General features: G+C 51.5%; 22 protein-coding genes. 9 read left to right on the top strand and 13 right to left on the bottom strand.

What is annotated here, in order from left to right; translation table 11 throughout:
• Window positions 1-70: 70 nt before the first annotated feature.
• Window positions 71-352 carry a hypothetical protein gene (locus M0220_RS02620; RefSeq protein ID WP_030070160.1) on the top strand — a complete coding sequence of 94 codons (282 nt, stop codon included), beginning with the start codon at window positions 71-73 and terminating at the stop codon, window positions 350-352.
• Between the two features lie 161 nt (window positions 353-513).
• Here M0220_RS02620 and M0220_RS02615 read toward each other — a convergent pair whose 3' ends face one another.
• The 9 genes from M0220_RS02615 to M0220_RS02575 form a co-directional block, all read right to left on the bottom strand.
• Entirely contained in the window at window positions 514-981 is a 468-nt protein-coding gene (locus M0220_RS02615; RefSeq protein WP_030070161.1) for an outer membrane lipoprotein, read from the bottom strand.
• Between the two features lie 298 nt (window positions 982-1,279).
• Window positions 1,280-2,878, bottom strand: coding sequence for an isocitrate lyase (locus tag M0220_RS02610; protein WP_030070162.1), 1,599 nt, complete (start codon window positions 2,876-2,878; stop codon window positions 1,280-1,282).
• Window positions 2,879-3,324: 446 nt separating this feature from the next.
• Window positions 3,325-3,747: a GNAT family N-acetyltransferase gene (locus tag M0220_RS02605; protein ID WP_030070163.1), complete on the bottom strand. Its 423-nt coding sequence runs from the start codon at window positions 3,745-3,747 to the stop codon at window positions 3,325-3,327.
• A 2-nt stretch (window positions 3,748-3,749) separates the two neighbouring features.
• Window positions 3,750-4,931, bottom strand: coding sequence for a cupin domain-containing protein (locus M0220_RS02600; RefSeq protein WP_264018594.1), 1,182 nt, complete (start codon window positions 4,929-4,931; stop codon window positions 3,750-3,752).
• Between the two features lie 55 nt (window positions 4,932-4,986).
• Window positions 4,987-6,372: an adenylosuccinate lyase gene (gene purB, locus M0220_RS02595; RefSeq protein WP_030070165.1), complete on the bottom strand. Its 1,386-nt coding sequence runs from the start codon at window positions 6,370-6,372 to the stop codon at window positions 4,987-4,989.
• A gap of 133 nt (window positions 6,373-6,505) precedes the next feature.
• Window positions 6,506-7,144 (bottom strand): high frequency lysogenization protein HflD, encoded by a 639-nt coding sequence (hflD, locus tag M0220_RS02590; RefSeq protein WP_264018593.1) that lies wholly within the window; start codon window positions 7,142-7,144, stop codon window positions 6,506-6,508.
• A complete protein-coding gene (gene mnmA / locus M0220_RS02585; protein WP_264018592.1) occupies window positions 7,141-8,283 on the bottom strand; it encodes a tRNA 2-thiouridine(34) synthase MnmA in 1,143 nt (380 codons plus the stop codon). The genes hflD and mnmA overlap by 4 nt, the downstream gene beginning before the upstream one ends.
• A gap of 73 nt (window positions 8,284-8,356) precedes the next feature.
• A complete protein-coding gene (locus tag M0220_RS02580) occupies window positions 8,357-8,818 on the bottom strand; it encodes an NUDIX hydrolase (RefSeq protein WP_030070168.1) in 462 nt (153 codons plus the stop codon).
• Window positions 8,815-9,417: a pseudouridine synthase gene (locus tag M0220_RS02575; protein WP_030070169.1), complete on the bottom strand. Its 603-nt coding sequence runs from the start codon at window positions 9,415-9,417 to the stop codon at window positions 8,815-8,817. The genes M0220_RS02580 and M0220_RS02575 overlap by 4 nt, the downstream gene beginning before the upstream one ends.
• Before the next feature lie 286 nt (window positions 9,418-9,703).
• Between M0220_RS02575 and M0220_RS02570 the strand changes: the two genes are divergently transcribed.
• The 3 genes from M0220_RS02570 to clpA all read left to right on the top strand — a co-directional run bounded on the left by M0220_RS02570 (window position 9,704) and on the right by clpA (window position 14,997).
• Window positions 9,704-11,941, top strand: a complete 2,238-nt coding sequence (locus tag M0220_RS02570; RefSeq protein ID WP_030070170.1) for an NADP-dependent isocitrate dehydrogenase — start codon at window positions 9,704-9,706, stop codon at window positions 11,939-11,941.
• A 317-nt stretch (window positions 11,942-12,258) separates the two neighbouring features.
• Window positions 12,259-12,582 (top strand): ATP-dependent Clp protease adapter ClpS, encoded by a 324-nt coding sequence (gene clpS / locus M0220_RS02565; protein WP_035536235.1) that lies wholly within the window; start codon window positions 12,259-12,261, stop codon window positions 12,580-12,582.
• 138 nt (window positions 12,583-12,720) lie between these two features.
• On the top strand, window positions 12,721-14,997 hold the full coding sequence (gene clpA, locus M0220_RS02560) for an ATP-dependent Clp protease ATP-binding subunit ClpA (protein ID WP_030070172.1): 2,277 nt from the start codon (window positions 12,721-12,723) through the stop codon (window positions 14,995-14,997).
• A gap of 194 nt (window positions 14,998-15,191) precedes the next feature.
• On the opposite strand, the gene infA is transcribed toward clpA, so the two are convergent.
• From infA to aat, 3 genes are all read right to left on the bottom strand, one after another.
• Entirely contained in the window at window positions 15,192-15,410 is a 219-nt protein-coding gene (gene infA / locus M0220_RS02555) for a translation initiation factor IF-1 (RefSeq protein ID WP_007111068.1), read from the bottom strand.
• A gap of 139 nt (window positions 15,411-15,549) precedes the next feature.
• Window positions 15,550-16,284: an arginyltransferase gene (locus tag M0220_RS02550; RefSeq protein WP_030070173.1), complete on the bottom strand. Its 735-nt coding sequence runs from the start codon at window positions 16,282-16,284 to the stop codon at window positions 15,550-15,552.
• A 30-nt stretch (window positions 16,285-16,314) separates the two neighbouring features.
• Window positions 16,315-17,067 (bottom strand): leucyl/phenylalanyl-tRNA--protein transferase, encoded by a 753-nt coding sequence (gene aat / locus M0220_RS02545; protein WP_030070174.1) that lies wholly within the window; start codon window positions 17,065-17,067, stop codon window positions 16,315-16,317.
• Window positions 17,068-17,185: 118 nt separating this feature from the next.
• Here aat and M0220_RS02540 point away from each other — a divergent pair, with 118 nt between their 5' ends.
• Both M0220_RS02540 and lolA read left to right on the top strand, forming a co-directional pair.
• Window positions 17,186-20,578, top strand: a complete 3,393-nt coding sequence (locus M0220_RS02540) for a DNA translocase FtsK (protein ID WP_264018591.1) — start codon at window positions 17,186-17,188, stop codon at window positions 20,576-20,578.
• A gap of 168 nt (window positions 20,579-20,746) precedes the next feature.
• Window positions 20,747-21,400 (top strand): outer membrane lipoprotein chaperone LolA, encoded by a 654-nt coding sequence (lolA, locus tag M0220_RS02535; protein WP_264018590.1) that lies wholly within the window; start codon window positions 20,747-20,749, stop codon window positions 21,398-21,400.
• 69 nt (window positions 21,401-21,469) lie between these two features.
• On the opposite strand, the gene M0220_RS02530 is transcribed toward lolA, so the two are convergent.
• Complete coding sequence (locus M0220_RS02530) at window positions 21,470-22,813, bottom strand: replication-associated recombination protein A (protein ID WP_264018589.1); 1,344 nt, start codon at window positions 22,811-22,813, stop codon at window positions 21,470-21,472.
• A gap of 270 nt (window positions 22,814-23,083) precedes the next feature.
• On the opposite strand from M0220_RS02530, the gene M0220_RS02525 reads away from it, so the two are divergent.
• The 3 genes from M0220_RS02525 to trmA all read left to right on the top strand — a co-directional run bounded on the left by M0220_RS02525 (window position 23,084) and on the right by trmA (window position 25,709).
• Entirely contained in the window at window positions 23,084-23,629 is a 546-nt protein-coding gene (locus M0220_RS02525) for a hemerythrin domain-containing protein (RefSeq protein WP_030070178.1), read from the top strand.
• A gap of 112 nt (window positions 23,630-23,741) precedes the next feature.
• Window positions 23,742-24,539, top strand: coding sequence for a glutamate racemase (murI, locus tag M0220_RS02520; RefSeq protein WP_030070179.1), 798 nt, complete (start codon window positions 23,742-23,744; stop codon window positions 24,537-24,539).
• A 57-nt stretch (window positions 24,540-24,596) separates the two neighbouring features.
• On the top strand, window positions 24,597-25,709 hold the full coding sequence (trmA, locus tag M0220_RS02515) for a tRNA (uridine(54)-C5)-methyltransferase TrmA (protein ID WP_264018588.1): 1,113 nt from the start codon (window positions 24,597-24,599) through the stop codon (window positions 25,707-25,709).
• Window positions 25,710-25,819 lie beyond the last annotated feature (110 nt).

The following is a 25,819-nucleotide window of genomic DNA, read 5'->3' as shown; positions in this document are numbered from 1 at the left end:
CCACGGGGTAACCGGGGATACCCTACGACAATCTTTTTTCCCCCTAAGACAACCTTCACTGGAGTTGGTTATGACGATCTTATTGATTTGGGTTATTGCTTTTGTGCTAATTGCCTACTTTGCGAATAAACGCTGGGATAATGGTGTAAGCCAGGGATTGGATAAAATGCTACCTGGCGTATTAAAAACCCATGGGGAGAACCGCTATCTGTGGGTAATAGCATTAGCTGTACTGGGGGCAACTACCTTGATTCGCCCTGTCGACATCCTTCTTGTCGTTATCTTGCTGGCCATCATCGGCTTGATTATTGCTAAACTTGCCAACTGGGCCAGCAATAAAGTGACCCACTAATGCATTCAAGTGATCTACTAAGTTTTCAAGTGACTGACTAAAACATGCCTTGTTAATCGTCAACAAAGGCGAAAAAATGCCCGGCCAAATTGATTTGGCCGGGCATTTTTCTGTTACAGCGCTAACTACATTATTGAATGGGAGTGCTTGGTCAAGTGTGCTTAGTAGGGAGCTACGCTTAAGTTAGCGCCACTACCAATCAAGCGAACACGTTGCCCGGCTTGATACTGACGGTCAGCGCTCTGTACTACGATGACGTCGGTACCATCATCACGACGGATTTCCATTTCTAATGCATTAATACGGTTTGCGCGGTCTTCTGCCGCAGTACCAGCAATGGCACCACCCAATGCACCCGCGACGGTGGCTAACTGACGACCAGAGCCGCCGCCTACTTGGCTACCCAGCAGGCCGCCGATGACAGCGCCGCCGCCGCCGCCCAACAGGTTGCCTGTACGGCTGTCAGCCTGGATTTGTACAGGACGAACCGCAACGATGGTGCCATAGGTGACGCTTTGGCCTGTTTGCGCTTGATTGCCACGGTATACATCACCTGAATAAGGCGCAGTGTTTGCACAGCCTGCCAGCGTGAGAATGCTCAATGCTGCAATCGGTAGTAAACGTTTCATTCAAACCTCCAGTGTGTCTTGACCCGCATGGCTGCAGGGCAGCTGCGATGGCGATGCGTTGGTTAGTTATAGAACAGTGTTCGCTAAAGATAACCTAAGCGATTAGATTTGACTAGCTAACCAGAAAAAAGATCACTTGTTAAAGTGTAGACAAGTATTAAGAAAGCAATGTGTAAAAACCGGCACGATGCTTAATGGAAGGAGTTTAGGAAGGTAAGGGAAGAGTGTTCTTGATATAAAACGACAAAAAACAGGGGGCTTTAGCCCCCTGTTGTGTTCTGCAAACTTAACGTTGCGTTTAGCCGAACTGGTTCATGGTGTTGTCTTTACCGCCGGCTTTAAGGGCTGCATCACCGTGGAAAAACTCTTTATGATCGTCGCCAATGTTAGAGCCAGCCATGTCCTGGTGCCGTACAGTAGCGATGCCCTGACGAATTTCCTGGCGCTGTACTCCTGCAACGTAGGCCAGCATGCCTTCGTCGCCAAAGTAACCTTTTGCCAAGTTGTCAGTGGAGAGTGCGGCCGTGTGGTAGGTCGGCAGCGTGATCAGGTGGTGGAAGATACCTGCTTCACGAGCGCCGTCACGCTGGAAGTTACGTGTCCACTCATCTGCTAGCTGACCAAGCTCGGTGTTGTCGTACTCAACACCCATCAGCTTGTCACGCTGGTAAGCAGACACATCTTTGCCTTCTTTTTCCCAGGCATCGAATACTTGCTGGCGGAAGTTCAGCGTCCAGTTAAACGAGGGTGAGTTGTTGTAAACCAGCTTCGCATCAGGCACAACATCGCGGATACGATTAACCATGCTGGCGATTTGGCCAACGTGGGGCTTCTCAGTTTCAATCCACAGCAGGTCGGCACCGTTTTGCAGGCTGGTGATACAGTCAAGCACAACGCGGTCTTCGCCGGTACCTGGTTTGAACTGGTAGAGGCCTGATGCCAACCGTTTTGGCTTAACTAGCTTGCCATTTTGCTTGATGACTACGTCGCCGTTATTGATATCGCTAGCATTTTCGATGACATCGCCATCCAAGAAGCTGTTGTACTGGTCGCCCAGATCGCCGGGTTCATTGGTGACTGCAATTTTCTGAGTAAGACCTGCGCCTAGCGAGTCGGTACGCGCCACGATAACGCCATCTTCAATGCCAAGCTCAAGGAAGGCGTAACGCACTGCATTGATTTTAGCCAGGAAGTCTTCGTGGGGAACGGTGACTTTGCCATCTTGGTGGCCGCACTGCTTCTCATCGGAAACCTGGTTTTCAAGCTGGATACAGCAAGCACCCGCCTGGATGAATTTTTTGGCCAGCAGGTACGTTGCTTCGGCATTACCAAAGCCAGCATCGATGTCAGCAATGATCGGTACGATATGCGTCTCGTAGTTGTCGATTTTGCTGATCAGCTCTTGTTCTTTAGCGCTATCGCCTGCTTCTTTAGCATCATCCAGGGCACGGAAAAGGTGGTTAAGTTCCCATGCGTCTGCTTGCTTCAAGAAGGTGTAAAGCTCTTCAATTAGATTAGCGACCGACGTTTTTTCATGCATTGACTGATCGGGCAGCGGGCCAAATTCAGAGCGCAGGGCAGCAACCATCCAGCCTGAAAGGTAAAGGTAGCTACGCTTGGTAGTACCAAAATGTTTTTTAATGGAAATCATTTTTTGCTGGCCAATAAAACCATGCCAGCACCCCAGAGACTGCGTGTACTTAGACGTATCAGCATCGTAGGCTGCCATGTCTTCACGCATAATTTTTGCCGTGTAACGTGCAATGTCCAAACCGGTATGGAAACGGTTCTGAGCACGCATGCGTGCAGCGTATTCAGGTTTGATCGCTTCCCATTTGCCGCCTTGAGCTTCGCGCAGTTGGGCCATTGCTTTGATATCGTCGAGCAGTCCTGACATAAGCTGTTTCCTCCGGGGTCGTGATAGCTATTCGCAAGTTAGCTTATTCTTATGCTGCACCTGCGAAGATGTGTTCAGCATTATCGAAATTCACCGCGCTGTCTCTACGCCAATTGTCTCAGAGCAAAACGTCTCTTAGCCAAACGTCGCATCAAAGAGTAACTGTTGTTGAGGCGCTTCTTTAAACGTCGATTACAGCGTTTTCAGTTTGGCGACGTTAAAGTTTTCGCCATAACGCTGCGGTGCAATAACTATCAACGAGAACGGCAGGTTCAACAATTGTCACTTGGGGGCAGAAGGGGTTGTAGCTCGACTACAGGAGCGTCGTAAAACGCACTGTTTGTGTAGTCGTTTTTCGTCAGATGAGCTGTAAATAGGGCAAAAAAAGCGCCACATGGTTAATAGCGCTTTCATTGTTTGATTGCAACGGTGGTGAAAAAGGAAGATTACAGCGTTAGTGACATCTCCCGATGAGGTATTCCAGCATCCATAAAGATGTCGCCATGCGCTATAAAACCTAAGCGCTGATAAAAGGCCAGGGCGTGTAACTGAGCGCTCAGTGCTACATGGTGATGGCCAGCTTCTTGGGCAGCCTGTATGGCAGCTTCCATGAGTTGATAGCCAATGCCAGCGCCACGCGCGCCATCTACTACCGCAACACGCCCAATATGGCCGTCGGGTAGCAGTCGTGCCGTTCCCACTGGCTGACCCTCAAGATAGGCGATGAAATGGCGACACTCTTCGTCACGGCCATCCCATTCTTCCTCTTGCGGTACGCATTGCTCTTCGATAAACACCACGCGGCGTATTTCGGAGGCTTCGTCCTTTAGCGTACTCCAATCACCGTTAATGATTGTTATCGTCGTCACCGCTACTCCTCGTCATCCTCTTCGCCCATAAAGCCTAAGCTTCCAGTGTTTACTAACTGTGTTATCAGGGCTGCCGCCCCATCAATGGCGAGTACGTCTTCATACATGGGTGACGGGTCGGCAAGCCGCTTGGCAAGTTCTTTTGAACAAGGATGTCCGTCGCCGTCTACAAAGAGCGTGGTGCCGTTGGCATCGCTTCGCCAAGCAAAGCGGGAACCTGGCATATGAAACAGTGGTTCACCGTGTTGTAGTTGAGCAACAAGGTCAGCTTCAGTCATTGGCACTTCAAGGGGCGCTACTTGGTCAATATATTTCGGTTGGGTCATGACGCGACCGAACCACTGAGCTATTTGCTCAGGATTATCCAAAGTGGAAAGTACGAACTGGCGCATACGCTCAACGGCAGCATCATCGAACTCACCGACTTGGCTGGCAGGTGCCATGCCTGCATCGCTATAGCGGTGAGAGTCAGAAAGCTGCTCTCCGAGATAGTCTGCGTAGGATGTAATGGCTTCATCCGCTGATGGTGCCCTAAACCCTACCGAGATAGTCATGCAGTCGTCGGTTTGGCTAACGCCATGGTGCGCCCAACCAGGGGGAAGGTAGAGCATATCGCCTGGTGCTAACGTCCAGTCAGAGTCAGCTTCAATCTCAAAGGTTTCAAGAATACGTAGATCGATACCTTGGATAATGGGCGCATTGTCTGGCTGCTTGCCGCCTAGTTGCCAGCGTCGGTGGCCGCTAGCCTGCAATAGGAAAACATCGTATTGGTCGATATGTGGGCCGACGCTACCGCCAGGCGGCGCATAACTGACCATGATGTCGTCCAATCGCCAGCGGGGAAGGAAATCAAATTCATTCATTAGTGCAGCGATAGATGGTACGTAGTGATCAACGGCTTGAACCAGGAGACTCCAGTTGCCTTCCGGCAACCGCTCAAAGGTTGCGTCGTCAAACGGGCCGTGTGAAACCTGCCAGGGGCCATCAGGCCCTTTTTCTTCCACAAGACGTGCTTCTACACCGGGTTCGCAGGCAAGCCCGGCTAGCTCATCGGGGTCGATGGGGCTAATAAAGTCGGGGATAGCGCCACGAATCAGCAGCGGCTTCTGCTGCCAGTAATTGGCCAAGAAGTCTTCGGGCGTTAAATCGCCCAACAATGTGAGTGGCTTATCGTGTTGGCTCATGGCGTTATCCTAGTTCAAATGAGCGCTGCGTCTTACTAAGGGCGCAGTGCGTCGTTTAGAGTGCAGCAAGCCGCTGGTTAAGTGCTTCGGCTTGAGCCTTCGCATTACCAATATAGCTGGCAGGAGAGAGGGCTTTTAACTCATTTTTAACCGACTCGGGTAGCTCAAGCGTATCAATAAAAGCAGCAAAGCCTGCTTGATCAATACGTTTGCCGCGGGTTAATTCTTTAAGCTTTTCGTAGGGCTTTTCGATGCCATAGCGACGCATAACCGTTTGAATTGGCTCGGCCAGTACTTCCCAGCTGTTATCCAGGTCTTCGGCTAGGCGCTCAGGATTCGCTTCCAGTTTGCTGATCCCCTTGAGGCTGGCATGATAGCCAATCAGACCGTAGGCCAAACCAACGCCTAAGTTACGCAGCACCGTGGAGTCTGTCAGGTCGCGTTGCCAGCGTGAAATCGGTAGCTTTTGAGCTAGGTGGCTTAGCACCGCGTTAGCCAGGCCCAGGTTGCCTTCCGAGTTCTCAAAGTCAATCGGGTTAACTTTATGCGGCATGGTTGATGAGCCAATTTCGCCTTCAACAGTGCGCTGCTTGAAGTAGCCCAGCGAAATATAGCCCCATACGTCGCGATCAAAGTCGATCAAAATGGTGTTGAAGCGGCAAATTGCATCGAAAAGCTCGGCAATGTAGTCGTGGGGCTCAATCTGTGTGGTGTAGGGGTTGAAGCTTAGTCCTAAGCCTTCCACAAAGGTGCGTGCGTTGGCTTCCCAGTCAATGTCTGGGTAGGTTGTCAGGTGGGCGTTGTAATTACCCACAGCACCGTTAATTTTACCTAGTATTTCTACACGTTCGATTTGTTTGAGCTGGCGCTTAAGCCGATAGGCCACATTGGCCATTTCCTTGCCTAGCGTTGTGGGGCTGGCAGTTTGTCCATGGGTGCGCGAAAGCATCGGTTGAGCCGCGTGCGCAATGGCCAATTTAGCAATCTCATCGGCGACTTCATGCAGGGTGGGCAGAGTGGCTTTTAGGCCATCCGCCAGCATAACGCCGTAGGAAAGATTGTTGATGTCTTCGCTGGTGCAAGCGAAGTGAATAAATTCAGTGACCGCGTTGAGCTCGGGTTGCCCCGCAATCTTCTCTTTCAAGAAATACTCAACCGCTTTGACATCGTGGTTGGTGGTGCGCTCTATTTCTTTAATGCGTTCGGCATCTTCGACAGAAAAGTCACGAATCAACTGCTCAAGAAAAGCCGTCGCTTCGACTGATAGCGGCGGTACTTCGACAATTTGGCTGTGGTCTGCAAGGCGCTGCAGCCAGCGCACTTCCACAATCACGCGAGCACGGATAAGACCGAATTCGCTGAAGTGCTCCCGTAGGGCGGCGGCTTTTGCGCCGTAGCGTCCGTCAACGGGGGAGAGGGCGGTCAAAGCAGAGAGTTGCATGGCTTGGTTTCCAAGGTGGTCTGAAGACAGTGGTTCTAAAGGCAAGAGTTCGAACATAATGGTTCGAAAACAATGATTCGAAAACAATAGTTCAAAAAAATGGCTCGAAGTGCCTAGATGAGCGGTGGGCGCGTTAGCCAAGGCTATCAAGCGCCCGCCTCAACGCTTTACGCTGGAAAACAAGCTTCCAGCGACGGCCGCCTTGCTGATGCCATAACAGCGCAAAACGAATGCCGGCCATCAAGCAGGCGCGCACCCTTTCAGGCATCATACGAGTCTGCAGTAAAGAGGGATCGCCCTGAACCACGATGCGGGTTTTAAACGTCGAAATGGTCTCTTGGTAGGCATCACCGAGGCTTGCAATCACATTTTCATGGGTGCTGCCAAAGTGCTCTGCCTGTCCCTGTACATGGGAAAGCTTTTGACCAAGTAACTCCATCATATGGCGGTCGGTGCGCAGTTTATTCATTAAAAGTAGCAGCGAAAAACCGTAACGGAGAACCACAGGATTAGCTTGTTTACGGCCAACCAGGGCTTCGAGTGTTTCTAATCCGCGGCGTAAATTGTTGGGGTGGCCGCCATAAATAGCCTCAAAGCTTGCTGGGTTGGTGTCCACGGTTGCATTGATGAGTGTTTCCCAGGCACGGGGATCGACTTGCCCGGTGCGCGCGAGTTCATCTACTAAACTAGCGGATTGAAAGACACCGGCCAGCGCTAGTGCTTGACGCGCGGCTTGAGAATCTGGTGCGCGATGAATAGGGGTAGCGCTCATGCAGCGGTCTCCGTGGTGTTCCAAATGGCGCGAATAACGCCGCCGCCTAAGCAAATATCATCATCATAAAGTACCAATGACTGGCCAGGTGTTACCGCCCACTGAGGATCATCAAACACCACTTCAACAGTGCCGTCGGGCAACGCATGGACTTCACACGGGCAATCACTTTGACGATAGCGGGTTTTGGCGGTGTAACGACCATGTGCGGCTGGCGGTTCACCTGCTACCCAGTCCATGGCTTCAGTGGCCAATGCATTGGTGAACAGCAGGGGGTGATGCTTGCCTTGGACGGCAATCAATACATTGCGCTCAAGGTCTTTGGCCGCCACGTACCATGGGTCTTCCGAATAGTTGGCTAAGCCACCAATGCCTAGCCCTTGACGCTGTCCCAGGGTGTAGTACATCAGTCCCATATGCTTGCCAATGACATCGCCTTCGGGCGTTTCAATGTTGCCGGGTTGTGCGGGCAGGTATTGCTGCAAAAAGTCGCGGAAGCGGCGCTCACCGATAAAGCAAATACCAGTAGAGTCTTTTTTCTTGGCGGTAATAAGATCGTGCTGTTCTGCCAAGGCTCTAACGACAGGTTTTTCCAGCTCACCAACAGGAAACAGAGTACGGGCAATTGCCGCTTCAGGCACAGCGTGTAGGAAATAGCTTTGATCTTTATTGCTATCCACACCTTTTAGCAGGCGTGGACGCCCTTCGCGAACTCCTTGTCGAACATAGTGCCCGGTTGCGATTTTATCGGCGCCTAGCATTTCAGCGTAGTCTAGAAAGACCTTAAATTTGATCTCTCGGTTACATAGAATATCGGGATTGGGCGTTCTGCCCGCTTTATATTCGGCCAAAAAGTGCTCGAAGACGTTATCCCAATACTCGGATGCGAAATTGGCCGTATGCAACTTGATGCCCAGCTTCTCACACACGGCCTCTGCATCGGCAAGGTCTTCTTTTGCCGTGCAGTATTCGGTGCCGTCGTCTTCATCCCAATTCTTCATAAACAGGCCCTCAACCTCGTACCCTTGTTGGAGTAGAAGGAGAGCAGAAACCGATGAGTCAACGCCGCCCGACATACCAACGATTACTTTTTGGGTCTCGGGCGCTTCAGGAATAGACGTGCCATGGGTGGATGTCATTGGCATCCTCAGTTGAAGTAGTGTGCAATTGGGCGCTGATTATACACGATGGAGGCTTGGTGCTTCGAGTGCTTCACTCATGAATCACAGCCAGAGGGTAACAGTGGCCCTTAATGGCGTTTTCGATTCGTTTAAGCACTAGGGGGCTGCGCAGCCGACCGGCATCGCCGAGGACTTTAATGTCATCCAATGTGAGCCAGTGAGTGGCGGTGATATCGCTATCAATGGGTGACGAGAGCATGACGTCTGGTGTCGCTATAAAACCATGACTATGAAAGGTAAGGCCTTCTGGCGTGTGGAATACGTAAAGACCTAAATAGTCGGTTAGCGTCACCTGCCAAGCGGTCTCTTCCTGCACTTCGCGCAAAATGGCTGCCATCGGCCCTTCGCCAGGCTCTACATGCCCAGCCGGTTGGTTAAAAACGGTTTGCCTACCGCCGCGGGCTTCTTCCACCATCAAAAAACGGTCGTCGCGCTGAATCACGCAGGCAACGGTGCTTCTGATGATGGCGTTTTTGATTGTCTTACTGCTCATTTTGAGTGCCTGTGCCGAGGAGTGCCGCTGCGCTTTGGTGCTTTAGTGGGGCGTGGGGCGTGTAGTGTTTCTTTGCGCCACTCGCCAGGGGCCAGATCGCCAAGTTGCCATGGGCCAATGGCTGCGCGTACTAACCTCAGCGTGGGAAAGCCCACGTGGGCGGTCATGCGACGAACTTGGCGGTTGCGGCCTTCAGTAATGGTTAACTCTATCCAACTGGTGGTTGGGTGGCGCTTAGGGTCAATCCTTGGGTCGCGTTGGGCGATGGCAGGTGGCTCAATGCGCCGCGCTTTTGCTGGCTGGGTGGGGCCATCTTTTAACGTGATGCCGTTTTTCAGGGCACTCATTGCCTCATCATCAATCTGCCCTTCGAGCTGCACCCAGTAAGTTTTGGGCTGTTTGTGTCGCGGGTGGGCAATACGGTGGATAAGGCTTCCATCATCGCTTAATAGCAAAAGGCCTTCCGAGTCGTAGTCAAGCCTGCCTGCGGCGTAAACGCCAGGCATATCGATAACATTGGCTAATGTGTCTCGGCCTTGCTTATCAGTAAACTGGGAAAGCATGCGATAGGGTTTATGCAATAAATATAGGGTGCTCATAATTTCGTTTAGGGGTCGCCCTTGATTTGTCGACAATCTCTCATGCGATTAAAATGCAGCGCTGGTATACTTCGGGCTAGCTCTCAAACAGCGGTCAAATCGCGCTGGAGTTGCCATTATTATCACTGCAAAACTATAGAAAGAACTGCCGTAAGAACCACCGATTGATAACCGGGAAAGCCAATTATATGGCCCCGCCTGCTTCGCGGCATGGTCTCTCGTTCAATGAGTCGCGTCGCTCAGGATCTTTATAATCACAGCGATAGAAAAAAGAGGTTAACGCAAAATGTCTAAAACGCCGAAGATCATCTACACGCTCACCGACGAGGCACCTGCGCTCGCGACATACTCTTTGCTACCGATTATTGATGCATTCACCGACGCTGCTGGTATCGAGGTGGAAACCCGTGATATCTCCCTGGCGGCTCGCGTTCTCTCTCTGTTCCCAGACTACTTGACCGAAGAGCAGCGTATCGAAGATCACTTGGCTGAATTGGGTGCTCTGGCTAAGGTTCCCGAAGCCAATATCATCAAGTTACCAAATATTAGTGCCTCTATGCCGCAGCTGCGTGCTGTGATCAAAGAGCTGCAAGAACAGGGTTACAAACTACCCGAATATCCGGACGACCCAAGCAGCGACGAAGAGAAAGATATCAAAGCGCGCTATGACAAAGTGAAAGGCAGCGCAGTTAACCCCGTATTGCGTGAAGGTAATTCCGACCGTCGCGCACCAAAGGCCGTGAAAGAGTACGCACGCAAGTATCCGCACTCGATGGGAGAGTGGAGCCAAGCATCGCGTACCCATGTTTCGCACATGCATAGCGGCGACTTCTACCATGGTGAGAAGTCGATGACCCTGGATCGCGCCCGCAACGTCAAAATGGAGCTGATCACCGCCAGCGGTGAAACCAAGGTGCTCAAGCCACGAGTCGAGCTGCTTGACGGCGAAATCATCGACAGCATGTTTATGAGCAAGAAAGCACTGCTGGATTTTTACGAGCGTGAAATCGAAGATGCGCGTAAGACCGGTGTGATGTTCTCACTGCACGTTAAAGCAACCATGATGAAGGTCTCGCACCCCATCGTGTTTGGGCACTGCGTTAAAATTTTCTACAAGGACGCCTTTGAAAAGCACGGTGAGCTGTTCAAAGAGCTAGGGGTCGATGTTAACAACGGTATCGCTAATCTTTACGACAAGATTGCGACCTTGCCGGAATCTCAGCGTGATGAGGTCATTAGTGACTTGCATGCGTGCCATGACAAGCGCCCAGAGCTGGCAATGGTTGATTCGGCTCGTGGCATCACCAACTTCCACTCGCCCAGCGATGTGATTGTAGACGCTTCTATGCCAGCGATGATTCGTGCTGGCGGCAAGATGTACGGTGCCGATGGTCGTCTCAAGGACGTCAAAGCCGTCATGCCTGAGTCGACCTTCGCGCGTATCTATCAGGAAATGATCAATTTCTGTAAATGGCACGGTGCGTTTGACCCAGCCACTATGGGTACCGTACCTAATGTTGGTCTGATGGCGCAGAAAGCTGAAGAATACGGCTCTCATGATAAAACCTTCGAAGTGCCAGAAGATGGCGTGGCGAACATCACTGACCTAGATACCGGCGAAGTGCTGTTATCGCAGAACGTAGAGCAGGGCGATATCTGGCGTATGTGTCAGGTTAAAGACGCGCCGATTCGCGACTGGGTTAAGCTGGCCGTGGAGCGCTGCCGTGACTCTGGTATGCCCACCGTCTTCTGGCTCGACCCTTACCGCCCGCACGAAAACGAGTTGATCAAGAAGGTCAAAACGTATCTCAAGGATCACGACACTGATGGGCTTGAAATCCACATCATGTCCCAAGTTCGGGCGATGCGTTACACCCTTGAACGTGTGATTCGTGGTCTCGACACGATCTCGGTGACAGGCAACATTCTCCGCGATTACCTGACCGACTTATTCCCGATTCTTGAGTTGGGTACGAGCGCCAAAATGCTTTCTATCGTGCCGTTGATGGATGGCGGTGGTCTGTTTGAAACAGGCGCTGGTGGTTCTGCACCTAAGCACGTTCAGCAGTTGCTTGAAGAGAACCACCTGCGTTGGGACAGCCTGGGTGAGTTCTTGGCGCTAGTTGCTTCTTTGGAGCACCTTGCCAAACGGTTTGGCAATGACCGTGCTAAGCTGCTGGCGAAAGCGTTGGATGAAGCTAACGGCAAGTTCCTAGAAAGCAACAAGTCACCTTCACGCAAAGTGGGTGAGCTTGATAACCGTGGCAGCCATTTCTATCTGGCGCTGTATTGGGCAGAAGCATTGGCAAACCAGGATCAAGATGCTGAGCTGAAAACACGCTTTGCTCGCTTGGTAGAAACGCTGAAAGCAAATGAAGCTACGATCATTGACGAGCTGAATAGCGTGCAAGGCCAGCCTGTTGACCTTAAAGGCTATTACCACCCGAATGGGGAAGTAGCGAGCCAAGTCATGCGCCCGAGCAAGACGCTCAACGAAGCCCTTGCAATGGTCGCTAACGGTTAAGGTCTTAAATCACAAGCAATCTGCGCTGCCGCTGAGCAACGCGTATGAAAACGCTGTGATATCCCTCGCCCGCCTTAGTGGGCGAGGGTTTTTTGTCTTATGTAATATGCTAATTTTATATTTTCCATGAACCCTTGCTGGGATTGGGCGTCTTACTGTGGTAAGCCAAGCTGGAGTAATGAGATTTCGAGTCATTGACGCCTAGGATGGATGACTCAAGCACCGTAAGACACCACCCGCCAGCTAAGAGACGATAAACCTTGCTGCTTATGCCTATTACAGACAGCCCATACATCGTGGCTACCCTGCATGCAGGGATGACTCGGCCTGATGCGCCTGATTATGATGATGACTTAGCCGTTCAACCGGCTGATCCTGAACTAGCTCGGCCACCCTTGTACAAAGTGATACTTCATAACGATGATTACACGCCGATGGAATTCGTTGTTGAGGTATTACAAGGGTTTTTTAATATGGATAGCGAGCAAGCGGTACAAGTGATGCTTGCAGTGCATACCCAAGGCAAAGCGACATGCGGTATCTTTACACGGGATATTGCTGAAACGAAAAGTTACCAGGTAAACGAATATGCCCGCGAATGCGAGCATCCTTTAATGAGCGATATCGAAGCTGCCGACTGAAAGCGTTGAAAAAAATTAGCGATGGGCCTTGCAAGTGCGCCGTTTGTACCCGATGTTGAAAGTGCCGGTCGATTAAACTGATCCGACGCAAGCCCTAGGTGGCGACACGCCCTAGGTAGTAGCGAAAAGGGGACTGCCATGCTGAGCAAAGAACTTGAACTTACCCTGAACACGGCCTTCACCGTGGCTCGCTCAAAGCGCCACGAGTTTATGACCGTTGAGCACCTGCTTCTGGCGTTGCTGGATAATGCGTCAGCAGTTGACGTGTTGAAGGCGTGTGGGGCGAATCTCGATAAGCTGCGGTCCGATCTGCAGGATTTTATTAATTCGACCACACCATTGATTCCTGAAAGCCAAGCGGACCGCGAAACACAACCAACGCTTGGATTCCAGCGCGTACTGCAACGTGCGGTATTTCACGTGCAGTCATCTGGCAAGAGCGAAGTTACCGGTGCTAATGTACTGGTCGCTATTTTCTCTGAACAGGAAAGCCAAGCGGTTTACTTCCTAAAACAGCAAAGCGTTGCGCGCGTAGATGCGGTTAACTACATCGCTCATGGTATTTCTAAAGTCTCCGGTCATGGCCCTGCGCCTTCGCCATCTTCCCAAGAGAGTGAAGATGCTGAAGAGGGTAGTGCAGAAGGTGCTGCGCATCCGTTAACCGGTTACGCTACCAATCTGAATGAGCAGGCGCGTCAAGGCAAAATAGATCCATTGATTGGCCGTGACCATGAGCTTGAGCGTGTGGTGCAAATTCTTGCCCGCCGTCGTAAGAATAACCCACTTCTAGTTGGTGAAGCTGGCGTTGGTAAAACTGCCATTGCAGAAGGCTTGGCGAAACGTATAGTTGAAGAAGATGTGCCTGACGTTATTGCCGATGCAGTGGTCTACTCGCTGGATATGGGTGCGCTATTGGCGGGTACTAAATACCGCGGTGATTTTGAAAAGCGTCTGAAAAGTCTGCTTAGTGAATTACGCAAGCAGCCTAATGCCGTGCTCTTTATCGATGAAATCCATACCGTAATAGGAGCTGGTGCAGCGTCTGGCGGTGTAATGGATGCCTCTAACCTGTTGAAGCCATTGCTTTCATCCGGCGAGTTGCGCTGTATTGGTTCAACAACATTCCAGGAGTTCCGCGGCATTTTTGAGAAAGATCGTGCTCTGGCTCGTCGATTCCAAAAAGTGGATGTGCTGGCACCTTCGGTGGATGACACCATCAAAATCCTTAAAGGATTGCGGTCTCGCTTTGAAGAGCACCATGAGCTTAAGTACACCGATGGCGCCTTAGAAAGTGCCGCACGCTTAGCTGATCGCTACATTAATGACCGTTACCTACCCGATAAAGCTATCGATGTGATTGACGAGGCGGGCGCGCATCAGCGTATGCTGCCGCCAGAAGTACGGGCGAATACAATTGATGTTGAGCAGGTAGAAGCGGTAGTGGCGTCTATTGCGCGTATTCCACCCAAAAGTGTTTCAAGTTCGGACCGTAAGTTGCTTGAAAAGCTTGATCGCGACCTGAAAATGTTGGTGTTCGGACAAGATGAAGCCATCGATACCCTGTCGGCTGCTATCAAACTTTCCCGTGCAGGTTTGAAATCGCCAGATAAGCCGGTGGGGAGTTTCTTGTTTGCTGGTCCAACTGGTGTTGGTAAGACCGAAGTGGCTAAGCAGTTGGCGCATATCATGGGTATTGAGCTAGTACGCTTTGATATGTCGGAGTACATGGAGCGCCATACGGTTTCGCGTTTGATTGGTGCCCCGCCAGGCTACGTAGGCTATGACCAGGGTGGGCTGCTAACTGAAGCTGTCACCAAGCAGCCGCATTGTGTATTGCTGCTAGATGAGATTGAGAAGGCGCATCCTGAAGTGTTCAACCTGCTGCTGCAGGTCATGGATCACGGTCGTTTGACAGATAACAATGGCCGCGAAGCGGATTTCCGTCACGTTATCCTAATCATGACTTCCAATGCTGGGGCAGAGCAGGCATCACGGCGCTCTATCGGTTTCCAGAACCAGGATCACTCAACGGATGCGATGGAAGTGATTCGCCGCACCTTCTCGCCTGAGTTCCGCAATCGTTTGGATGGCATTATTCAATTCCATGCGCTGCAAACGTCGGTTGTGCGTAACGTTGTCGATAAATTCCTAATCGAGTTGCAGGCACAGTTAGACGAAAAGCGTGTGCAGCTTGAAGTCGATGATATGGCGAGAGACTGGCTGGCAGAGAAGGGGTATGACCCCGATATGGGGGCACGCCCAATGGCCCGCTTGATCCAGGAGAAACTGAAAAAGCCGTTGGCTGAGATGATTCTATTTGGCGAGCTGGCTGATCAAGGCGGTATTGTGCATGTTAACCTTGAAGAAGGTGAGCTGCATTTATCAACGGAGTCGGAGATGGCGGATGCGCCCTGAAAAGGGCGCTAAGGCTGACTAAGTTTTACACCTAAAACCTCACGCTCTTACTTCACTAAAGCACAGCGCCCTGTCATCGACGGGGCGTTGTCGTTTCCAGAGAGCGGCGCCGTACTTACGCTATGTTTGCACTGCATTTAAAAACGGGATGCGTGCATGCGCGGGCAGTGTTTGCTTGAAAGCGTTACCAAGTCTTAGCGCGAGCGATAAACAATACGGCCTTTTGACAGATCGTAGGGCGTCAGCTCTACTTTTACCTTGTCGCCTGTCAGGATACGGATGTAGTTTTTGCGCATCTTGCCTGAAATATGAGCGGTAACGACGTGGCCGTTTTCCAGCTCAACACGGAACATGGTGTTGGGAAGGGTATCAACAATAACGCCTTCCATTTCAATATGATCTTCGCGTGCCATATAGGCAGATCCTCACTTATTTAACGTAATGGTTTGGTCTAATCAGTCACTTCAATGGGCGTCGTCAGGTGACGGTTACCCAGTAAGCAGCGCTATATTGTGCCGTAAGCCTGCCAGCAAGGCAAAAAAGCTGGCAAGTTTAGTAAATTAAAGGCCGCCAATGGCGTCCGTCGAGTACTTCAATAGGGGTGAACGCCCGCTTATAGCGCATTTTTCGGCACTCCTCAATCCAATACCCAAGGTACAAGTGAGGTAGCGATTTTTCACCGCAAAGTTCTATTAGCTTGAGAATAGCAAAGGTTCCCAAGGATCGCTTTTCCAAGCCCTCATCCACACTGAAAAACGTATAAATAGCTGATAGTCCATGCTCAAGCTGATCAAAGGCTGCTACTGCGACGAGCTTTCCTTCTAAACGCATTTCTAAAAGATGCGCATAGGGTTCTTCAAGCGTTAAAAAAGTACGATACTGCTCTCTGCTCGGAGGATACATGTCGCCATCAGCATGACGTAAACGAATATAGTCTGCATAAAGCGTGTAATGATCAGCCTCATAGCGGGCAGGTACTATGCGCGTAACAATATCGGCATTGATGCGACGAATTTTGCGTTGGGTACGATTAGCGCTAAAGTCGCTGACGGGAATGCGTACCGAGCGACAAGCATTACACCCCTCACAGTGGGGGCGGTATAAATGGCGTCCGCTACGGCGAAAGCCTAGTAACGAAAGCGAGTCATAAACGCCGGGAACGGGAGATTCCTGGGGATCCAGAAACAGGGTGGTTGCCTCTTTGCCTGGAAGGTAGCTGCAAGCATGAGGAACGGTTAGGAAGAAGCGCAAATCCCGCACAGGGCGGCGAGGAGCGTTACTACTCACGGCTTGCCTCCTTGGTTAATCTGAATACGTTTACCATTCTGGGTGATGAGTCGAAGCGATGGCGTCGAGCCACGGCGATCCAGGTACAGTAGGCGCTTCATTGGTCATAGTCGTTAAGTTAAATGCCTTGTCAGGCAACCACTTTTCAAGATAGTTGATGAACGACGTGCGGGCGACTGTTGTCGCACCAAGGCTTGCCAAGTGGGGGGTATGCATCTGACAGTCGATAAGTTTACCCTCATGGTGCTGCATCGCATGGGCTAAGTGGGCGAGAGCAATTTTAGAAGCATCGGGCACTCGCGAAAACATCGATTCACCAAAGAAGACAGGCCCCATTGCTACGCCATAAAGCCCTCCCACTAGCTGGCCTTCAAGATGTACTTCAATGCTATGTGCGATACCTAGCTCGTGCAGGCGTTGGTAGGCGTCACGCATATCTTGATTGATCCAGGTGCCGGGCTCACCAGGGCGTGGCGCAGCGCATGCTTTAACAATGTTTTCAAACTGTTGATCCAAGGTGACAATAAAACCACCATGACGCAATCGCTTCACAAGGCTACGACGTCGCTTAAACTGTTCTGGTTGCAATACCATGCGTGGGTTGGGGCTCCACCATAGAATAGGCTCATCGTCGCTATACCATGGGAAAATACCTTTCTGGTAAGCACTGATTAGCCAGCATGGAGAAAGCTCTCCGCCGGCGGCAAGAAGGCCGTTAGGGGAGTCGAGAGCTAGGTCGGTAGAAGGAAAGATAGGCTGTGGCGATGAAAGCCAGGGTAACATTGATTGCTCCTGTTACTAGACACTTCGATAGAAGCTCTGTGACGGCGAAAGGATGCTCGGTATGATGCAAACTCGCAAGTGGATTAAAGACACCATTAAGGTGTAAAGGGAGAATCGCTTGAAAGTAAATAAGGCGGTAGACAAGCGAACGCAACGTAACTCGCGTCAACCATCATCAAAGGCCACTACTGGGCGAGTGACGGCGGCAAAGGAGAAAGCTCGCCGGTTTGGCCTGCGCTTGCAGGGTGCGGCGCGCGAAGGCGTAGTTGTGGTGCTGCTTGCGCTATGTGTATTTTTGTTATTAGCACTGTTTAGTTATGACCCAGCTGACCCAGGTTGGTCTTATCAAGGGCCAGAAACGGATGTTCAGAACTGGATGGGCCCTGTAGGGGCCTGGCTTGCGGATGTGCTTTATTCACTGCTGGGTGCCAGCGCTTTATGGTGGCCGGGCATGTTTGGTTATGCTGCTTGGTGGTTAATGAGGTCGCGCCAGGTACGATTTGAAATCGACCCAGTGGCGATTGCCGTGCACTCTGCTGGGTTGGTACTGCTTATGTTCGGCACCACTATGCTGGGAGCACTCCATTTTTACCATCCTGACAGTCTGTTGCCCTACGCATCAGGGGGGATATTAGGCGAGGGGTTGGTAAATACTTTAAAACCACTGGTCAGCAGTGGTGGCGTGGGCCTTATTTCTGCTGCGCTAATATTGATCGGTTTTCCGCTGTTTAGCGGCATGTCGTGGTTACAGGTGGCTGATGAGCTTGGTCGTCGTCTATGTAAAGTAGGGGGCTGGGTCAGCGCTCGGCGCGCTAAAGGGCGTGAAAAGCGTGCACAACGTGCCGCTGTGCGAGCTGCCGCAAAGGCTGCCTCTCAAAAAGTAAAAGAGAAGCCGCTCACCGAGTTTAAAACAACGAAGCAAGAAAGTAATACGCAGCGCTCTAACCTAGAAGACGAACATCGCCAGCCGGAGCCTGCACGAGAAAACCGCCAAACACGTCGTGAGCCTAGTTTTTCTGCCACGACAGATACGTCTATTCCATGGGAAGCGGCTGCATTTTCGGGAGCGTTGCCAGCCCAAGCAATGCCTAAGCGTGAACAGCCAACGCCTGATATAAACGCTTCTCAAGATATTTCGGTTGAGGCTGGACAGTCTTCAGCATCCGCTGAAGTACAGCCTGCAGCTAAAGCAGACACTAAAAAAGAGCCCGTTGCCGAACATAGAGCGGTGAGTAATGGAGATCATAAGGACGAAAAAGACCTAGAAAAAGAGGTGGAAAAAGAAAAAGAGGTTGAACGCACTTTGGCAAGGCCGGACAGCGCGCCACGTGAAGATGCTTTTGCGGTGCGCATCAACGATGAAGACAGCGAGCCAACGCCTTCGATACCGCTGTCCACTCAAGAGTCTGAGCCTGAACGTGAGCCGAGTGAGCCTGCGTTTAAAGAGCCTGCTTTCGATGAGCCCGCAGATCAACAGCCAGCTTCACGACCTGCTCCTGGCTTACCCGGAGAAGAAGAGCTTTCATTGCACTCACCTTCAGACGTTTCAGGCGATGACACAGAGCATCAGTCACCGCCGATGTCTCAGTCAGCGCATGAAATACAGCAGCGCGATGCAAGTACACCTCAGTGGAACGATGACCATGAGTGCGATGATATAGCACCCGTTTCCACGCGCTTGCCTGAACGCGAACAAGCACCTGCTATAACGCCTCCAGGTGATGACGTTCGCCCTTCGCCGGCCGTTGAACCACGCTCTGAAAGAGTGCCCGAAGTCGTGCCTGAGCCAGTATGGAATGATGAGGAAGACGACGACGCCCCGTCGGCAGTAACACCAGCCAGCACCGCGACACGCCGAGAGCCAACGCTCTCTGCACAATCGCCCGAGGCTGGCTCACCAGGCTTGAGGGCTTCTGAGGAAAAAGAGCCAGACAGTACTCCTACCCTATGGACTGTTGAGCATCTGCAGAGTCAGCGTCCAGCATTTGAAACGCTCGATGAGCCAGAAGGGGATGTGCCTAGTCTTCAGTTGTTGACACCTCCTGAGCCGCATGAGCCTAACTATACGGAGCAGCAGCTGGCTGATATGGCAGAGCTGTTAGAAGTGCGGCTACGTGAGTATGGGGTTAAGGCAGAAGTCGTTGATACATGGCCTGGTCCGGTTATCACCCGATTTGAAATTAAACCGGCGGCTGGGGTGAAAGTTTCTAAAATCAGTAACCTTGCCAAAGACCTTGCACGCTCATTAATGGTTAAGAGTGTGCGTGTGGTTGAAGTCATTCCAGGACGCCCAACGGTTGGCATTGAAATACCTAACCCTCATCGGGCAATGATCCGTCTGCGTGAGGTAATCGACTCTGACCGCTATCAACAGGAAAGCTCGCCGCTGACCATGGCGTTGGGGCAAGACATTGGTGGAGGGCCCGTTGTCGCCAATCTCGGTAAGATGCCCCATCTGCTGGTGGCGGGTACAACAGGGTCAGGCAAGTCAGTCGGTGTTAACGCCATGCTGATTTCCATGCTGCTAAAAGCGACCCCTGATGAGCTTAAGCTGATCATGGTTGACCCAAAAATGCTGGAGTTGTCGGTTTACGATGGCATTCCGCACCTTTTGGCGCCAGTGGTCACTGATATGAAAGAAGCTGCTAATAGTCTGCGTTGGTGTGTTGCGGAAATGGAGCGCCGCTACAAGCTAATGGCGGCGATGGGGGTGCGTAACATTGCAGGTTTTAATGGGCGTTTAGATGAGGCTAAAAACGCAGGCGCCCAGGTGGCTGACCCGCTTTGGGAGCCGCAGCCTTGGGAAATGCATCAAACGCCGCCGATTCTTGAAAAGCTGCCCTACATTGTAGTGGTGATCGACGAATTCGCCGACATGTTTATGATCGTCGGGAAAAAAGTTGAAGAACTAATTGCTCGCTTAGCACAAAAAGCGCGTGCAGCGGGAATTCACTTGATTTTGGCTACCCAGCGCCCATCGGTTGATGTGGTAACAGGGTTAATTAAAGCGAATATTCCGTCGCGTATGGCCTTCCAGGTATCGTCACGGATTGATTCGCGTACCATTCTGGATCAGGGTGGCGCAGAGAGCCTGCTTGGCCATGGCGATATGCTGTACTTACCCGCTGGCTCAGGGCCGCCTAACCGGATACATGGTGCTTTTGTAGATGATGACGAAGTGCATCGGGTCGTAGATGATTGGAAACGACGTGGTGCGCCTGAGTACATCGAAGAAATTCTGTCAGGTGGTGTGACTGCAGATGCGCTGGCGGGTCTTGAGGCTGAGGGCGTAGATGGTGATGATGCAGAGCAGGATGCGCTTTACGATGAAGCAGTTCAGTTCGTTACTGAAACGCGCAAAGCTTCTATTTCTGCCGTGCAACGTCGCTTTAAAATCGGCTATAACCGCGCTGCACGCTTGGTAGAAGCAATGGAAAGTGCTGGCGTGGTTACTTCTATGGGGTCTAACGGTGCCCGCGAAGTGCTGGCGCCGCCACCGATAGGCCACTGACTTATCTTTTAACAAGTGTCTGGCGTTTGCTTCAATAATGCAATAAGCGTGAAAGTCGCGCCGTAGGTGAAACCCTGCGGCGCGTTTTGCGTCTGAGAGGCTACACGGATCGTCTTCACGCTCCTTGCCTCGTCCGCTATCCGGCAATGACTGCCTAGGGAGAAAATAATGCGCGATACCCATATTCGACGCTCATCATCGTTAGCGTTAGCAGCCAGCGCGCTAGGGCTAGCCTTTGCAGCGCCTATGGCGTGGGCCAATGACGCCGCAGAGCGTCTTACTGAGCGGCTTGACCCGCTAGAAAACTATCAAGCGACGTTTGAACAGCAGATTTTAGACGGTGGTGGCGAGCGCTTACAAAGCGCCCGTGGGGAAATGTGGCTCTCGCGTCCTGGCATGCTGCGCTGGGAAGTGGAAGCGCCTTACTCCCAAGTGGTAGTTTCTGATGGAGAAGATGTTTATCTTTACGATCCGGATCTTGAGCAGGTCACCGTTCAAGCGATGGATGACCGAGTCACACATACCCCAGCGCTGTTGCTTTCAGGCAGTGCAAACGATCTAACTGCTAGCTATGACGTATTTCATGAACAGCAGGACGGTGACGACGTGTTTACGCTGATTCCTATCTCAGCGGATACGCTATTCGAAGAGCTGAGCATGGTCTTTGACGATCAGACTTTAACTGAACTGTGGATGATGGACAGTACCGGCCAGCGTACCGCAATTACGTTCAGCGACATTACCCGTAACGGTAATATTGACCGCAGCTTATTCAATTTTGATATTCCTGATGGCACTGATGTTATCCGTGAAGAGCTGTAAAAAAAGCTGTGAGAAAAGTAATATACTGCTTGCAATAATGTACTCTGCACAATGATTGGACCAGGCACCCTAGGGTGCCTGATCGGCTTCCTGATCACGCTGTTCCCGCCACGCCATTATCTCGCCAAAGCGCTTTTCCTGACCAAATTCGCTCGGTTCATAAAAGCGCATTTTGGGCAATTCGTCTGGCCAACAGTCATGGGCGCTGCCAGCAGGATAGCCATAGGGTTCGTTATGCGCGTAGCGGTACCCTTGGCCGTGCCCCAACTGCTCCATCAATTTGGTCGGGGCGTTACGAAGGTAGTTGGGAACTTCCAGTTGGGGTTGCTGCTGCACAAACTGCTGTGCAGCCTTCCAGGCACGGTCAATACGATTGCTTTTTGGCGCAACCGCTAGATGAACGGCGGCGTGGGCAATCGCACGCTGGCCCTCGTAGTCGCCTAAACGTAAATAGGCATCCCAAGCAGCAATGACCAGGGGCAGTGCTCGTGGGTCAGCATTTCCTACATCTTCTGAGGCAATCGCCGTTAAGCGGCGCACAATATCAAGCGGGTCGCCGCCGCCCTGTAAAAAACGTGCCATGTAAAGTAGCGCTGAATCAGGACGTGATGAACGAATTGATTTATGAATTGCTGATAATAAATCGTAATAAGCATCACCCTGCTTATCAAAGGCGCTTGATTGATGACCTACAACATCGGCTAATACCGCTTTATGTAGCACCTCTTTATCACCATGTTGCACAGTAAAGTCACAAGCCGTTTCTAGCAGTCCCAGTGCGCGACGTGCGTCGCCTGCACTGGCATGAGCAAGCGCCTCTAATACTCCCTCTTCCACCTCAATGCTGCGTTTTCCTAGGCCATGCTCCGGGTCGTTTAACGCCTGGGATAGGACCTGGATAAGTTCGTCATGGCTCAGTGGTTTAAGTACATAGACCCGAGCCCGGGAGAGTAGCGCCGAGTTAACTTCAAAAGAGGGGTTTTCTGTCGTTGCGCCGATCAATGTTAGCAGGCCAGACTCCACATGGGGCAGCAACGCGTCTTGTTGACTCTTGTTTAGACGGTGGATTTCATCTAAGAATAGAAGTGTAGGCGATGTGCGTTGTTGGGCTCGCTCTACTGCTGAACGAATTTCTTTCACGCCGGCCATGACAGCACTTAAATGCTCAAGATGAGCGCCAGAAGCACGTGCTAGTAACTCTGCTAGCGTGGTTTTCCCCACGCCGGGTGGCCCCCATAAAATCATTGAGCGTACGACCCCGGATTCTGCCATTCGACGTAGGGGTTTTTCAGGCCCCACTAATGCCTGCTGGCCGACAAAATCGTCAAGGGTCAGTGGGCGCATACGGTAGGCAAGGGGAGCTTCTTCACCCATAGTGGTCGCAGTAGAGGGCGTGCGGTCAAACAAATCCATATAAACGTTCCCTAATAAACAAACCACCTAAACTTCCAGCGTAAGTGTCGTTGTTGAACAACCAACGATTCACACGTATCTGTGGTAAATAATGTAACGTCAGGCTACCTTTGGGCATAACCGATTGATAATCGTCTGCTTGCCTTGGTGATGGCAAAGGGCGCATGGTAAAGATTAACACCAGTGTAGTTGAACCCAGCTCATGCTCACGTGCCTAAGCGTTGGTAAGGTATGGGCGAAAGGTAAGGCACTTACAAAGGAGACGGCAAGATGTTAAACCAACTGCGTCTAGATCATGCCAACATGGCGCGAATGCTCCATGTGTTACAGCTTAAACACAAAACGCTAGCGAGCGGTGAGCGTCCCGATTTTCAGCTGATGCGGGAAGTAGTGGACTACATTTTGTCCTATATGGATGGCTTTGCGTCACCGCTGGAAAAAATTTGCGTCGAGCGCCTGCAGGAGCAAGCGCCAGAACACCTTCCATTGATGGAGCAAATGGCCAGCGACTATCGTAAATTAAAGCCGCGCCTTTCCCGCTTATCCGATGATATCGACATGATCTTAATGGATAACGTGTTGCCAATGGATCGCTTTGCTGAGGCGTTGAAAGCGTATCTTGATGCACACCGTGCCTACCTCCGTCATGAAAGAGAGGGGCTGTTCCCTCTGATTGACAAACATTTTAGCGAAGAGGATATGGAAGAATTGCGTCAAGCATTGCCCGAGGGTGCCGAAAAGGAATTAGAGCGCTTACAGCAAGCCTACCCAGAGCTATATGCCGAATTACGGGGTGCTGAAGTGCCATCGTTATAGCGTGTAAGGCAAACAGTCAAAGTGGAACGGGGCATGCTAAACTAGCGCCCCGTTTTTATTGGCGGTTTGAGAGGTTAGACGTGCCTATAGCATATGAAATGGGTAAACAGTGATGTTGGGGCCTGTACTGCTGTTTGATTCAGGTGTGGGCGGGCTTTCCGTTGCTCAGGCGCTTCGCCGACACTACCCCCATTTAGCAATGTGTTATGCCTGTGATAACGCTTGGCTGCCTTACGGTCTTCGCGATGATGTGACGCTTTCTAAACGTATTGTGGCGGTGTGCAAAGCAGCGGTAGACGCCTGCCAGGCAAGTGTCTTGGTGGTTGCTTGTAATACTGCCAGTACGTTGGCGTTAGAGGGGTTGCGAAAAACGCTGGATATTCCGGTTGTTGGTACGGTGCCTGCGATCAAGCCTGCTGCGCTAAGTAGTCAAACGCGTCATATCGGGTTGCTCGCCACAACGGCGACCGTCAACAGGCCGTATACTCAGGCGTTGATTAACAGCTTCGCAAGTGACTGCTTAGTCACTAAGGTGGCGGCAGATGCGCTGGTTACGGAAGCAGAAGCGTGGCTATCAGAGGCGCCGATAAATGAGCAGCGATTAAACCAAGCACTGATGCCTTTATGGCAAGCTACCCAGGCTAACCCAGCGCTCGATACTGTGGTGCTGGGCTGCACTCATTTCCCGTTGTTGAAGCCCAAGTTAATTAGCCTGTCGCCGGTACCGCTGGTGTGGGTAGACTCTGGCGACGCCATTGCCCGTCGAGTAGGCCAAGTGGCAACTATTTTAGATAACCACACCCACGATGGGCGTTGCTTTACAACAGCGCCAGCAGAGCAGCTTACTAACGGACTGGCACGCTTTGGCTTTCAAGCGCCACAACGATTAACAATTCCTAATGTAGTGTAGTCACCCTGTTAGATTGTTTATTTTTATTCATGTTATTGACTTCAAAGAGGAGCCACCTTGGCGATCCCCACTGTAGAACCCGAACGTTATGCTGAACAGCTTGCTGAAAAGCAAGCCTACGTGGAGAAGACCTTTGCGGCGTTCACCACACCTACGCTTGAAGTTTACCCTTCGCCGCCCAGTCACTACCGGCAGCGCTGTGAGTTTCGCATCTGGCATGAAGATGATGACCTTTTTTACGCTATGTTTGAGGTCGATCCGGACAATCCCAAAAGTAAGCGGGTTGTGCGCTTGGATCAGTTTCCTGTCGCCAGTGAGCATATCAATGCGCTGATGCCGCGTCTGCGAGAAGCGTTTCTTGCCAGCGATGAACTTCGCCGCCGCTTATTTCAGGTTGAGTTTTTAACCACATTGTCTGGTGAGGCGTTGGTCACGCTGATTTACCATCGCCCACTAAGTGATACCTGGGAAGCTGAGGCCCGCGCACTGGAAGAAGCGCTTGGCATCATGATTATTGGTCGTTCTCGCAAACAGCGCCTAGTGCTAACCCGTGATCACGTGTGGGAACGCTTAACCGTTGATGGCCGCGAGCTGGTTTACCAGCAGGTCGAAAACAGCTTTACTCAGCCAAACGCGCATATCTGCCAGACCATGCTTAGCTGGGCGAGAGAGGCCACCGCCGGACGACAAGATGAAGACCTGGTGGAGCTTTACTGTGGTAACGGTAATTTTACCATTGCGTTAGCAGAGAACTTCCGACGCGTACTGGCAACGGAAATTTCCCGCACCTCGGTAGCCAGTGCTAACGTCAATCTAGAGGCTAACGGCGTGACCAATGCCCAGGTGGCAAGAATGTCCGCTGAGGAGTTCGCGCTGGCGCTAAAAGGCGAGAAAACAGGCCGCCGAGTGACGGAGATGGCGTTGGATGCGTATGAGTTTTCAACCGTACTAGTCGACCCACCAAGAGCGGGGCTGGACGCGGAAAGTTGTCATCAAATCAGCGAATACGCCCAAATCGTCTATATTTCATGCAATCCAGCGACGCTTGCTGAAAACTTAACCATACTGACTAAAACACACTATATTGAACGGTTTGCGTTATTTGATCAGTTTCCGTTCACAGAACATTGTGAATGCGGTGTATTACTCACGCGCAAAAACAGTGGGTAATAAAAGCTTGTCAATAGTACTTATGATGCACAAGCGGCATACACCATGAATAACCTGTCAGATGGTTAGGGGGACGAGCATCGGTAGCGTAAGCTAATGGATAGTTTGGC

This window comes from Halomonas qinghailakensis, assembly GCF_025820815.1.
Taxonomy (GTDB): domain Bacteria; phylum Pseudomonadota; class Gammaproteobacteria; order Pseudomonadales; family Halomonadaceae; genus Vreelandella; species Vreelandella qaidamensis.
The sequence above is the reverse complement of the archived record's forward strand: the minus strand, read 5'-3'. Positions and strand labels throughout refer to the sequence as shown.

Bases quoted from the DNA above. Each gene is read 5' to 3' on its own strand.
- M0220_RS02600 (WP_264018594.1), bottom strand. From the start codon at position 4,931: ATGAGCCAACACGATAAGCCACTCACATTGTTGGGCGATTTAACGCCC.
- murI (WP_030070179.1), top strand. From the start codon at position 23,742: ATGTTGGGGCCTGTACTGCTGTTTGATTCAGGTGTGGGCGGGCTTTCC.
- lolA (WP_264018590.1), top strand. From the start codon at position 20,747: ATGCGCGATACCCATATTCGACGCTCATCATCGTTAGCGTTAGCAGCC.
- M0220_RS02575 (WP_030070169.1), bottom strand. From the start codon at position 9,417: ATGAGCACCCTATATTTATTGCATAAACCCTATCGCATGCTTTCCCAG.
- M0220_RS02530 (WP_264018589.1), bottom strand. From the start codon at position 22,813: ATGGATTTGTTTGACCGCACGCCCTCTACTGCGACCACTATGGGTGAA.
- infA (WP_007111068.1), bottom strand. From the start codon at position 15,410: ATGGCACGCGAAGATCATATTGAAATGGAAGGCGTTATTGTTGATACC.
- M0220_RS02570 (WP_030070170.1), top strand. From the start codon at position 9,704: ATGTCTAAAACGCCGAAGATCATCTACACGCTCACCGACGAGGCACCT.
- M0220_RS02615 (WP_030070161.1), bottom strand. From the start codon at position 981: ATGAAACGTTTACTACCGATTGCAGCATTGAGCATTCTCACGCTGGCA.
- purB (WP_030070165.1), bottom strand. From the start codon at position 6,372: ATGCAACTCTCTGCTTTGACCGCCCTCTCCCCCGTTGACGGACGCTAC.
- M0220_RS02620 (WP_030070160.1), top strand. From the start codon at position 71: ATGACGATCTTATTGATTTGGGTTATTGCTTTTGTGCTAATTGCCTAC.
- clpS (WP_035536235.1), top strand. From the start codon at position 12,259: ATGACTCGGCCTGATGCGCCTGATTATGATGATGACTTAGCCGTTCAA.
- mnmA (WP_264018592.1), bottom strand. From the start codon at position 8,283: ATGACATCCACCCATGGCACGTCTATTCCTGAAGCGCCCGAGACCCAA.
- hflD (WP_264018593.1), bottom strand. From the start codon at position 7,144: ATGAGCGCTACCCCTATTCATCGCGCACCAGATTCTCAAGCCGCGCGT.
- M0220_RS02610 (WP_030070162.1), bottom strand. From the start codon at position 2,878: ATGTCAGGACTGCTCGACGATATCAAAGCAATGGCCCAACTGCGCGAA.
- M0220_RS02525 (WP_030070178.1), top strand. From the start codon at position 23,084: ATGTTAAACCAACTGCGTCTAGATCATGCCAACATGGCGCGAATGCTC.
- aat (WP_030070174.1), bottom strand. From the start codon at position 17,067: ATGTTACCCTGGCTTTCATCGCCACAGCCTATCTTTCCTTCTACCGAC.
- M0220_RS02580 (WP_030070168.1), bottom strand. From the start codon at position 8,818: ATGAGCAGTAAGACAATCAAAAACGCCATCATCAGAAGCACCGTTGCC.
- clpA (WP_030070172.1), top strand. From the start codon at position 12,721: ATGCTGAGCAAAGAACTTGAACTTACCCTGAACACGGCCTTCACCGTG.